Raw genomic sequence first — 11,059 nt, 5'->3', positions numbered from 1 at the left:
GCCGGTGGCCCCGGAGTCCCTGTCCGGTTCCGGCCCTGCCCGGTGACTACTGGCCCGGCTCCTCCTCCGCGAAGAGCTCGTCCAACAGTTCGTCTGCCTGGGAAACGGTGAAGGCACGGTCGAGCCAGTGCCTCAGAGTGTCGCGGTAGGCGCATTCGCTGATACGGCGGCGTGTCTCGGGCCGGACGCTGATCCCCCGGTGTTCGAGGATGCGCAGGACCCCCTCGGCGAGTCCTGCTGCTTCCCCGTGGGCCTGGCCCTCGAGGAAGGTCTGCTCGATGAGGGTTCCCCGGCCGGGAAAGTAGGTACCCACGGTCATCTGGTTCCTCCAAATGTCTCTTGCCGGGGTCTCCCCCAGGCCGATTTCCAGCAACTCCGAGTGGTAGCGGGCAGATTCCGGGGAGGCCGTTCCCATTGCGTAGGCCAGGGCCTTCAGCGCGGCCGGAGTGGTCGGGTCGTGCCTGTGCGTCATGGCAGAGAAGGTGGCCAGTGTGAGGTCCTGAGCGGCCTCATCCGGGTCGAGGATCACCGGGGCGTTCTCCGGGCCCAGCACCAGCGGATGTACGGACAGGGTTGCCCAGCCCTCCACGCCGGTGTGGAAGGGGCCCGCCGCCCAGTCGGCGGTCTTCTTGTCTTGGCTGACCACGAGCAGCAGTGTCGGAAGGCTGTGCTTCGCTGTCGTGGACGAGAGATAGTGCGTCCAGCTGGCTGCCTTGTCCGGGTCGCGGCGCCCCTGCGTATCGATGGCCAAGAGGAAGCCGTCACCATTGGGCGGCTCCACGCGCAGCACGCTGTCTACGCACCGCTCCAGTGTGCGGATTTCCAAGGCGTCGGGGGTGAGTACCTCGACGGCCGCCTTCTCGGGCAACGGAACGTTCACTATGCGGAACACCGGAGCGAGTAACTCCGGCCGATCTTGAAAAATGACCACGGGTGTGAACGTAGGGTCATCGGAGCATGTGCACGGGGCAAATGACCGGTGATCACCCGATTGGGGGAAGCTGGTCAAGCTGCGATCTCGTAGGCATCCTGCTGCGGGGTGAGTTCGAACCAGAGGAGCTTGCCGCTGATGCCGAAGAGGTCGTCGGCGAGGGGGTAGCCGCCCCAGTTGTCGGCGCACAGCCGGACGATGAGCAGGCCACGGCCCGAGGTGGCGTCCAGGTTGGCGGCGGCCTCGGTGAGGGAGGTGAAGCGGTCGAGGGGGCTGGGCGGGGCGTCGAAGGGCGCGGGGATGGTGGGGTTGGTGTCCCAGATGCTGACGCGGAGGCGGTTTTCACAGAGGTGGCGGATGCGGAGTTGGGCCGGACCGTCGGAGTGGCGGACGGCGTTGGTGACCAGCTCACAGGTCAAGAGTTCCGCCGTGTCGGTCAGTTCGGCCATGCCGTGGGAGGAGAGGACCGCCCGGAGTGTGGCCCGTGAGATCCGTGCGGCTCGTGGGTCGTTGGGGAGGCGGAGGGAGTACGTCCAGGGGTTCTCGGATGGTCCTGAGATCGGTGCCTGCGGCGATACGGTTGCCATGCGCGTCTCCCTTTGGCGGCTGGGCGGCTTGGGCCACACCATATGGCGTTCGATGTAATGTCTTCCATCGAGGTTGGGGAAGTCGTTACAAGTTGACTCGTGTGGGTGACGTTCACGCAGCGTGCGTGTTCCGAGGAGGAGACAACTGGTGCCGCCAAGTAGTACGCCCACAGCGCGGAAGCAGAGGTTGGGCGCCGAGCTGCGCAAACTACGAGAGCGCGCGGGGATCTCATCGACTGCGGCAGCTGCTCTCCTGGGCGGCAACCAAGCGCGAATCAGCAACATCGAGGCAGGTCGCTACGCGGTGAGTGCAGACCGGGTACGGGTTCTGGCGCAGAACTACAGCTGCTCGGATCAAGCGCTGGTGGACGCACTTGCCGGAATGACAGGGGATCGAAAGCGGGGCTGGTGGGAGGAGTATCGGGAAACGTTCCCCTCCGGGCTGCTGGACTTGGCCGAGCTTGAGCACCACGCCGTCGCGGCTCGAGTTGCCCAGGTGATCACCATCCCCGGTCTGCTGCAGACTCCCGAGCATGCGCGGGCGATCTTCCGTGAAGTCGTCCCGCCGCTCATGCCACCTGAGGTGGAGCATCGGGTGTCGTACCGGGTCAAGCGTCAGGTTGTCCTGTTCCGGGACAAGCCGCTGCCGTACACCGCGATCATCCACGAGGCCGCGTTGAGGATGCAGTTCGGCGGGGCGGCTACGGCCAAGGCCCAGTTGGAGCACCTCATCAGCATGAGTGAACGGGATCACCTGACGGTCGTCGTCATCCCCTTCGGCGGCGTGTCGTTCCCCATCTCGGCGCACGGGGTTGACTACTTCCACGGCCCGGTGACCCAACTCGACACGGTTCAGCTCGATACAGCTCATGGTGTCGAGCTGGTTGACGCTGCCGCTCAGTTGGAGAAGTACCGCTTGGTGCTCGACCGCATGGAGCAGTCCGCTCTCAGCCCGGACGAGTCACGGGACCTCATTCGACGTATTGCGCAGGGAATCTGAAGGGGAAGGTTTGTGTCCAGGCTCAACTGGCGGAAGTCCACGTTCAGCGAAGAGGCGTCGTCCTGCGTCTACGTAGCAGCCGCAGGCAACGGGAAGATCAAGCTCCGGGAAAGCGACGACCCCCACATCGTTCTGACCACCACCCCTGCCGCGTTGCGGTTCCTCATACGGGCGGCCAAGGCCGGGGACTTCGACCGCGTCCAGGAAGGTTAGGCGCGACGGTCCGTCGGGAGAGGGGCGGGAGAACGGACGGCCCGTCGCTCAGGCGACCCTAGGCGCCGGCGCTGAGCGGGCACTTACCGCTCGCTGAGGCCGACCGGAAAAACGGGAGGCGGTGGGGCGGGGCGAGCGCTATCGTTCGCCGCATGGACTCATTCCTTCAGATCTACGGCTGATACGCCGCACTCTCCGGCGCACCGGCGACCACGCCCGTGCGCCGGGCCGTCGTGTCCATCTCGCCGTAGACCTGAAATGAGTGATCTCTCATGTCCCGTCGCCGTGCCCATATCGCCATGGTCGGCGTCCCCGCCATCAGCCACGTACTGCCCAGCATCGAGATCATCCGCGAACTCGTGGCGCGTGGTCACCGGGTGACCTACGCCAACGATCCGTTCGTCGCGGACGTCATCGAGCCGACCGGTGCCGCTTTGGTGCCGTACCGGTCCACCTTGCCCGTCGCCGACAACAACTGGCCCGAGGACCCCATCGCCGCCGCCACCGTCTTCCTGGACGACGCGATCCAGGCGCTGCCGCAGCTGCGGGCCGTGTATGACGACGATCCGGCCGACCTCTACCTCTACGACATCGGCGGCTATGCCGGGCGCGCCCTGGCCGAGGCGCAGGGGCGGCCGGCGCTGCAGCTCTCGCCGTCCTTCGTGGCCTGGGAGGGCTACGCGAAGGAGGTCGGGGCGGCGCTCAAGGCGCTGCCGGGGGCCGACGCGTATCAGGAGAAGTTCGCGTCGTGGCTGGCCGGTTGCGGGGCGACCACGCTCGACCCCGACGTCTTCAGCGGGCGGCCGGAGCGGGCCGTCGCGGTGATCCCCCGGGCCATGCAGCCGAACGCGGACCGAGTGGACGAGGAGGTGGTGACGTTCGTCGGACCGTGCCTCGGGGACCGTGCCGACCAGGGCGGCTGGGAACGCCCCGCCGGCGTGGAGAAGGTGCTGCTGGTCTCGCTGGGCTCGGCGTACACCCGGCAGGCCGCCTTCTACCGCGAGTGCGTCGCGGCCTTCGGGGAGCTGCCCGGATGGCATGTGGTGCTGCAGATCGGCAAGTACGTCGAGATGGGCGAGCTGGGGGAGATCCCGGCCAATGTCGAGGTGCACCGCTGGGTGCCGCAGCTGGCGATCCTGGAGCGGGCCGACGCGTTCCTCACCCACGCGGGGATGGGCAGCAGCGGTGAGGGGCTGTACTTCGGGGTGCCGATGATCGCCGTACCGCAGAGTGCCGAGCAGCCGATGAACGCCGACCGGCTCGTGGAGCTGGGCGTGGCCCGTCGTTTGGACACGGCGGACGCGACCGCCGGCGCGCTGCGTGCCGCCCTGCTCGGACTCACCGCCGATCCGGAGGTCGCGCGGCGGGCGGCGCGGCTGCGGGACGAGGTGCGGGCCGAGGGTGGCGCCCGGCGGGCCGCCGATCTGATCGAGGGGATGCTGGGCTGACCGGGGCCCGCGAACGCTGACGGCCCGGCCGTGTCGGCCGGGCCGTCGTCCGTGCGCGGTGCTTACTTCACGATCGTGATGCGGTCCGCCTTCGGCGGGTCCAGGGGCTCGGACTGCGATGAGTGCGCGCTCAGGTAGGCCGTGAACGTGTCCAGGTCGGAGGCGCCGACGAGCTTGTTCGTGCCCTCCTTGAAGGCGGCGAAGCCGTCGCCGCCGCCCGCGAGGAACTCGTTCATCGCGACGCGGTAGGTCTTGGCGGGATCGATCGGCTCACCGTTGAGCTTCACCGAGTCCGTGACGATCCGGTCCTTGCCGGACTTGGTCAGATCCAGGGTGTAGGTGAGGCTCCTGGAGACCTGAAGGATCTTCGGGGACGCCTCGTTCGAGCCGCTGACCTGCTGCTGGAGGGCGGTGATCAGCTGGGAGCCGGTCAGGTCGATGACGTTCATCATGTTGGTGAACGGCTGGACCGTGAACGCCTCGCCGTAGGTGACCACTCCGTCCCCCTCGCTGCCCGACGCCTTGTAGGCGAGGTCGGAGCGGATGCCGCCGGGGTTCATCAGGGCGAGCTGGGCGCCGCCCTTGTCGGCCGGGGAGAGCGCCTCGAGCTGGGCGTCGGCGATGACGTCGCCCAGGGGCGTCTCGTACGCGGTCGAGCCGCGGCCGTTGATGTCGGCGGAGACGTAGCCGATGGGCTTGTTGGCGATGGGGGCGGCCAGCTTGTTCCAGCGCCCGATGAGCGAGGTCATGTCGGGGGCCTTGGGCTGCTCGCGGTTGACGACGTGGTTCGCCGCGTTGGCGCCCCGCACGCTGGTCCGCACGATGTCGCCGGTGCGGCGGTCGTAGGTGAGTGTGGTGTCGGTGTAGAGGCGGCCGAAGGAGGCCGCCGAGGTCACGGTGCGCGGGGTGCCGGACGGGTCGGGGATGGTGCAGGTGTACGCCTGGTGGGTATGGCCGGTGACCAGGGCGTCGACCTGGGGCGTGATGTTCTTGGCGATGTCGACGATGGGGCCGGAGATGCCGTCGCCCGCGCCGGGGCTGTCGCAGTCGTAGTCGTACGAGGAGGAGGCGGGCAGCCCGCCCTCGTGGATGAGCGCGACGATCGACTTCACGCCCTTGCGGTTGAGCTCCTTGGCGTACTTGTTGATCGTCTCGACCTCGTCGTGGAACTTCAGGCCCTTGACGCCCTCGGCGGTGACGATGCCCGGGGTGCCCTCGAGGGTGACCCCGATGAAGCCGATCTTCACGCCCTTGTGCTGCCACACCGTGTACGGCTTGAGGATGGGCTTGCCGGTCTTCTCGTCGGTGACGTTCGCGGCGAGGTAGGGGAAGTCGGCGCCCTGGAAGGTCTTGCCGTCCTCGTAGCAGCCGTCCTTGGGGTGGCAGCCGCCGTTCTGGATGCGGTTCAGCTCGGCCCGGCCCTCGTCGAATTCGTGGTTGCCGACGGAGGTGACGTCGAGGTCGAGCTTGTTGAGCGCCTCGATGGTCGGCTCGTCGTGGAAGAGGCCGGACATCAGGGGGCTGGCGCCGATCATGTCGCCGCCGGCGGCGGTGACGGAGTACTCGTGGCCCTTGCGGGCGTTACGGAGGGCGGTGGCGAGGTATTCGACGCCGCCCGCCGGGACCGCCTTGGTGGTGCCGTCCGGCTGGGTCTCGGTGACGGTGCCCGAGGAGCCCTGCGGGGGCTCCAGGTTTCCGTGCAGATCGTTGAAGGACAGCAGCTGCACGTCGACGGTGCGCCCTGGCCGGTGCTTCGCCGAGGCGTCGGCGGCGGGGTCCGCGCCCGCCGGGTCCGCGCCCGCCGGGTTCGCGGCGGTCAGCACCCCGGCCGCGGCGGCCAGCACCGCGACTCCCGTGGCCAACCGGCGGGCGGCCCCGCGCCGTTGAGGTCTTGCTGACATGTCGTCCCCTTGTATGCCCTGGTGTGACCGTGTGTGCCCATTGCGGGCGGTGGAGCGCAGCTTACGGTCAACGCGCGTAGTGGGGCAGGGGGGTGAGGTTACGAGCTGGTTGCCGGTGGTCAACGAGATGGGGTGGGTTCACCTGTTCGGTGGAAATGTCGCGATCGGGGGTTTGGGTGCCGGTTCGGTATGTGAGCGTGCGGATCATGCAGAACGAACTCGCGCAGCAGACGCCCATCCCCGCGCAGGGGTCCGAGCTACCGCCGGGATTCTTCGAGCTGGTGGACGATCTCAAGGCGATCGTCCGAGGGGCGCATGTCCGGGCGCAGCTCAAGGTGAACACCGAAATGATCGCGATGTACTGGGAGATCGGGCGGACGATCCTGGAGCGCAGGGAGCGGGAGGGATGGGGAACGAAGATCATCAGCCGGGTGGCGGTGGAGCTGCGGACGGCCTTCCCGAACCAGCGGGGTTTCGGCACCCGAAGCCTTCAGTACATGCTGAAGATGGCGCGGCTGTGGCCGGAGCCAATTGTGCAGCAGGCTGCTGCACAATTGCCCTGGGCCCACATCCAGCTGCTCATGGACAAGTGCAACGACCGCGCTGAGCTGGACTTCTACTCCCAAGTGGCCGTCTACCGAGGCATGTCGCGGAGCGAGCTGGAATCCGTGATCCTCAGCAAGGCGCACCTCACCCACGGCGCGGCGCTGTCCAACTTCACCTTCACCGTCCCCGATGAGTCGGAAGCGGCCCAGGAGATCACCAAGGATCCGTACCGCCTCGACTTCACCCGGCTCACCGGAGAGCCCGCCGAACGCGATCTGGAAGACGCGCTGGTCACCCACCTCGTCCGGTTCCTCACGGAGCTCGGGGTCGGCTTCGCCTTCGTCGGGCGCCAGTACCCCATCAAGGTCGGGGACGAGGAGTTCCGGATCGATCTGCTCTTCTACCACTGCAAGCTGCACCGCTATGTCGTCATCGAGCTGAAGACCGACAAGGCCCGCCCCGCCCACCTGGGCCAGCTCGGCTTCTATGTCACCGTCGTCGACGACCTGGTCCGGGACGAGGAGCGCGACGATCCGACCCTCGGCATCCTCATCGCGAAGAGCCGCGACAAGGGAACGATCGAGTACGCCCTGCGGAGCAACAACGCCCCGCTCGCCGTGAGCACCTACGCCGCGCTGCCGCCCCATGTGCGGGAGCTGATGCCCAGCGCCGAGGACCTCTCCCGTATCGCCGACGACGTTCTCGACGGGGATGGGGCAGCCGGGTGACTCGCCGGTAATACATTGTGCAGCGGCTTGCCCGCCAAGGGGGCCGCCGTAGGCTCGGCCTCATGAATGACGTGGTGAACGAGACATCCGGTGCCCGTCGGCTCGATGTGCTGGAGGAGCTGACGCCCGCCGAGGCGCAGGATGTGCTGCGGCTGATCGCGGAGTCCGCGCGTAGCGACGGCCAGCAGGCCGTGTCCGAGCAGGGGCGGCTGCAGTTGCGGGGGCGCCGGGAGGGGGTGCGGCATCTGGTGCTGCGCGAGCCGAGCGGGGAGCTGGCGGGATACGCGCAGCTGGAGGACACCGACCCGGTGGAGGCCCCGGCCGCCGAGCTGGTCGTACATCCGGCGCACCGTGGGCAGGGGCACGGCCGGGCGCTGGGGGTCACCCTGCTGAAGGAGTCGGGCAAACGGCTGCGGGTGTGGGCGCACGGGGGGCATGCCTCGGCGCGCCATCTCGCGCAGGTGCTGGGGCTGACGCTGTTCCGGGAGCTGCGCCAGATGCGGCGGCCCCTGGGGTCGCTCGCGGAGCTGGGGATTCCGGAGCCCACGCTGCCGGAGGGCGTGACCGTACGGACCTTCCGGCCCGGTGCGGACGACGCCGCCTGGCTGGCGGCGAACGCGGCGGCCTTCGCCCACCACCCCGAGCAGGGTTCGCTCACCCAGCGTGATCTGGACGACCGCAAGGGCGAGGCGTGGTTCGACCCGGAGGGGTTCTTCCTGGCCGAGCGCGGTGGAGAGGTCGTCGGCTTCCACTGGACGAAGGTGCACGCCGAGGAGGGGCTGGGGGAGGTGTACGTCGTGGGTGTGCGGCCCGACGCCCAGGGCGGCGGCCTCGGCAGGGCGCTGACCTCGATCGGGCTGCGGCACCTCGCGGCCCGGGGGCTGCCGACCGCGATGCTGTACGTGGACGCCGACAACTTCCCCGCCGTCGCCGTCTACGAGCGGCTGGGCTTCGGCACCCACGAGACGGATCTGATGTACCGGACCGAGACCTGAGGGGTACGAGACTTGAGGGCGTACGGCCCGGGTCCGGCGGTGTGACGGGCGCGGTGGGGGCGTGACGAGGGCGGAGTGGACGTGACGAGAGGCCGCCCAGGACGCGGGTGCCCGGGTCCGTACGGGCGCGGCGGGCGCGGTGGGGGCGTGACGAGGACCGGAGGGGGTGTGACCGGAGGGGGCGTGGGCGCGGAGGGGACGTGACGAGGCCGGGACCCCTGGGGGTTGGGTCCCGATTTCCTACGCGCCATGTGTCCGTTACCGGCGATTCAATCTCGGTTGCGAGCATCACGGAATGCAGCCCGCTGTGCCGAATTCGTCGAACCGGAGGCTCCGTGCCGTTTCCGCACCCGCTTCCGCCGCGCCGTCTGCACCTTCGGCGCGGAACAATGAGTTCATGAGCCACACCAGCGGGCAGGCACCGGTTCCCGCGCAGCCCCAGCCCCAGCCTTCGGTCGGGTCGATCGCGGCGCACCGGCCGCATGCTGTCGCCGTGCCGCCGGTGCGGTCGCTCGATCCCGACCTCGACGCGGACCTGGACTCGTACACGGAGGGCGCCGGGCCCGACGCGGAGGACGGGGAGCTGCCGCAGGGGCGGTTCCTGGACCGGGAGCGCAGCTGGCTGGCGTTCAACGAGCGGGTGCTGGAGCTGGCCGAGGACCCGTCCACCCCGCTGCTGGAGCGGGCCAACTTCCTGGCGATCTTCGCCAGCAATCTGGACGAGTTCTTCATGGTGCGGGTCGCCGGCCTCAAGCGGCGCATCGCGACCGGGGTCGCCACCCGCTCGGCCTCCGGGCTGCAGCCGCGCGAGGTGCTGGAGCTGATCTGGAACCGGTCCCGTGAGCTCATGGCCCGGCACGCCGCCTGTTACCAGCAGGACGTCGCCCCGGCGCTCGCCGAGGAGGGCATCCACCTGATCCGCTGGCCGGACCTCACCGAGAAGGAGCAGTCCCGCCTCTTCACCCTCTTCCGGCAGCAGATCTTCCCCGTGCTGACCCCGCTCGCGGTGGACCCGGCGCACCCCTTCCCGTATATCTCGGGGCTCTCGCTCAACCTCGCCGTTGTGGTGCGCAACCCTGTGAGCGGGCATGATCACTTCGCACGTGTGAAGGTTCCGCCGCTGCTCTCCCGGTTCCTGGAGGCGTCGCCGCAGCGGTACGTGCCGCTGGAGGACGTGATCGCGGCGCATCTGGAGGAGCTGTTCCCCGGTATGGAGGTGCTCGCGCACCACATGTTCCGGGTGACCCGCAACGAGGACCTCGAGGTCGAGGAGGATGACGCGGAGAACCTCCTCCAGGCCCTGGAGAAGGAGCTGCTGCGCCGCCGCTTCGGCCCCCCGGTGCGGCTGGAGGTCGAGGAGTCCATCGACCCGTACGTGCTGGACCTGCTGGTGCGCGAGCTGAAGATCTCGGACGCGGAGGTCTATCCGCTGCCCGGCCCGCTCGACCTCACGGGGCTGTTCGGGATATCGGCGCTGGACCGGCCGGAGCTGAAGTACCCCAAGTACGTCGCGGGCACCCACCGGGACCTGGCCGAGGTGGAGTCCGCCTCCGCGCCCGACATCTTCGCCGCGCTGCGCGAGCGGGATGTCCTGCTCCACCACCCGTACGACTCCTTCTCCACCTCCGTCCAGGCGTTCCTGGAGCAGGCGGCCGCCGATCCGGACGTCCTGGCGATCAAGCAGACGCTCTACCGCACCTCCGGCAAGTCGCCGATCGTCGACGCGCTCATCGACGCCGCCGAATCCGGCAAGCAGGTGCTGGTGCTCGTCGAGATCAAGGCCCGCTTCGACGAGCAGGCCAACATCAAGTGGGCGCGCAAGCTGGAGGAGGCCGGCTGTCACGTGGTCTACGGACTCCTCGGCCTGAAGACCCACTGCAAGCTGTCGCTGGTGGTCCGCCAGGAGGGCGACACGCTGACCCGCTACTCGCACGTGGGCACCGGCAACTACCACCCCAAGACCGCCCGGCTCTACGAGGACCTGGGGCTGCTGACGGCCAACCCCCAGGTCGGCGCGGACCTGTCCGACCTCTTCAACCGGCTGAGCGGCTACTCCCGGCGGGAGAACTACCGGCGGCTGCTGGTCGCCCCCAAGTCGCTGCGCGGCGGGCTGATCGCCCGGATCAACAAGGAGATCACCCACCATCGGGCGGGGCGCCCGGCCTACGTCAAGATCAAGGTCAACTCGATGGTGGACGAGGCCGTCATCGACGCCCTCTACCGGGCCTCGCAGGCCGGGGTTCAGGTCGACGTGTGGGTGCGCGGCATCTGTGCGCTGCGGCCGAGCGTCCCCGGGCTCTCGGAGAACATCAGGGTCCGCTCGGTCCTCGGACGCTTCCTGGAGCATTCGCGGGTGTTCGCGTTCGGGAACGGTGGCGAGCCGGAGGTGTGGATCGGCAGCGCCGACATGATGCACCGCAATCTCGACCGCCGGATCGAGGCGCTGGTGCGGGTCACCGACCCCGGCCACCGCGCCGCCCTCAACCGCCTGCTGGAGACCGGCATGTCCGACTCCACCTCCTCCTGGCACCTGGGCCCGGACGGCGAGTGGACCCGGCACGCGACGGACGCGGACGGCCAGCCGCTGCGGAACGTTCAGGAAATGCTTATCGACGGCCGGAGGCGACGGCGTGGTGCAACGACATGACCTCCCGCCGGCCGGGATGACGGACGCCGCGGATGCGGCCGACGCGCCGCGCAGCTCTGGGCG

At 68.9% G+C, this 11,059-nt stretch carries 9 protein-coding genes; 6 read left to right on the top strand and 3 right to left on the bottom strand.

Annotated features, from left to right (window positions below):
- Window positions 1-46: 46 nt before the first annotated feature.
- Complete coding sequence (locus AXW62_RS36350) at window positions 47-931, bottom strand: hypothetical protein (protein ID WP_060948164.1); 885 nt, start codon at window positions 929-931, stop codon at window positions 47-49.
- Window positions 932-1,005: 74 nt separating this feature from the next.
- Entirely contained in the window at window positions 1,006-1,518 is a 513-nt protein-coding gene (locus AXW62_RS36345) for an ATP-binding protein (RefSeq protein WP_060948163.1), read from the bottom strand.
- 148 nt (window positions 1,519-1,666) lie between these two features.
- On the opposite strand from AXW62_RS36345, the gene AXW62_RS36340 reads away from it, so the two are divergent.
- The 3 genes from AXW62_RS36340 to AXW62_RS36330 all read left to right on the top strand — a co-directional run bounded on the left by AXW62_RS36340 (window position 1,667) and on the right by AXW62_RS36330 (window position 4,179).
- Window positions 1,667-2,518, top strand: coding sequence for a helix-turn-helix domain-containing protein (locus AXW62_RS36340; RefSeq protein ID WP_079106148.1), 852 nt, complete (start codon window positions 1,667-1,669; stop codon window positions 2,516-2,518).
- A gap of 12 nt (window positions 2,519-2,530) precedes the next feature.
- Window positions 2,531-2,731 (top strand): DUF397 domain-containing protein, encoded by a 201-nt coding sequence (locus AXW62_RS36335; RefSeq protein WP_060948162.1) that lies wholly within the window; start codon window positions 2,531-2,533, stop codon window positions 2,729-2,731.
- 272 nt (window positions 2,732-3,003) lie between these two features.
- Window positions 3,004-4,179, top strand: a complete 1,176-nt coding sequence (locus tag AXW62_RS36330) for a macrolide family glycosyltransferase (RefSeq protein ID WP_060948161.1) — start codon at window positions 3,004-3,006, stop codon at window positions 4,177-4,179.
- A 62-nt stretch (window positions 4,180-4,241) separates the two neighbouring features.
- Here AXW62_RS36330 and AXW62_RS36325 read toward each other — a convergent pair whose 3' ends face one another.
- The gene (locus AXW62_RS36325; protein ID WP_060948160.1) at window positions 4,242-6,080 is read right to left on the bottom strand and encodes a bifunctional metallophosphatase/5'-nucleotidase; all 1,839 of its coding nucleotides are present in this window, start codon (window positions 6,078-6,080) and stop codon (window positions 4,242-4,244) included.
- Window positions 6,081-6,286: 206 nt separating this feature from the next.
- Here AXW62_RS36325 and AXW62_RS36320 point away from each other — a divergent pair, with 206 nt between their 5' ends.
- The 3 genes from AXW62_RS36320 to AXW62_RS36310 all read left to right on the top strand — a co-directional run bounded on the left by AXW62_RS36320 (window position 6,287) and on the right by AXW62_RS36310 (window position 10,996).
- Entirely contained in the window at window positions 6,287-7,354 is a 1,068-nt protein-coding gene (locus AXW62_RS36320) for a PDDEXK nuclease domain-containing protein (RefSeq protein WP_060948165.1), read from the top strand.
- 62 nt (window positions 7,355-7,416) lie between these two features.
- A complete protein-coding gene (mshD, locus tag AXW62_RS36315) occupies window positions 7,417-8,349 on the top strand; it encodes a mycothiol synthase (protein WP_060948159.1) in 933 nt (310 codons plus the stop codon).
- A 397-nt stretch (window positions 8,350-8,746) separates the two neighbouring features.
- Window positions 8,747-10,996 carry an RNA degradosome polyphosphate kinase gene (locus AXW62_RS36310; protein ID WP_060948158.1) on the top strand — a complete coding sequence of 750 codons (2,250 nt, stop codon included), beginning with the start codon at window positions 8,747-8,749 and terminating at the stop codon, window positions 10,994-10,996.
- The last annotated feature ends 63 nt before the right edge of the window (window positions 10,997-11,059 follow it).

The organism is Streptomyces hygroscopicus subsp. hygroscopicus, assembly GCF_001553455.1.
Classification (GTDB): Bacteria; Actinomycetota; Actinomycetes; order Streptomycetales; family Streptomycetaceae; genus Streptomyces; species Streptomyces hygroscopicus.
The sequence above is the reverse complement of the archived record's forward strand: the minus strand, read 5'-3'. Positions and strand labels throughout refer to the sequence as shown.

Bases quoted from the DNA above. Each gene is read 5' to 3' on its own strand.
- AXW62_RS36330 (WP_060948161.1), top strand. From the start codon at position 3,004: ATGTCCCGTCGCCGTGCCCATATCGCCATGGTCGGCGTCCCCGCCATC.
- mshD (WP_060948159.1), top strand. From the start codon at position 7,417: ATGAATGACGTGGTGAACGAGACATCCGGTGCCCGTCGGCTCGATGTG.
- AXW62_RS36345 (WP_060948163.1), bottom strand. From the start codon at position 1,518: ATGGCAACCGTATCGCCGCAGGCACCGATCTCAGGACCATCCGAGAAC.
- AXW62_RS36320 (WP_060948165.1), top strand. From the start codon at position 6,287: ATGCAGAACGAACTCGCGCAGCAGACGCCCATCCCCGCGCAGGGGTCC.
- AXW62_RS36310 (WP_060948158.1), top strand. From the start codon at position 8,747: ATGAGCCACACCAGCGGGCAGGCACCGGTTCCCGCGCAGCCCCAGCCC.
- AXW62_RS36325 (WP_060948160.1), bottom strand. From the start codon at position 6,080: ATGTCAGCAAGACCTCAACGGCGCGGGGCCGCCCGCCGGTTGGCCACG.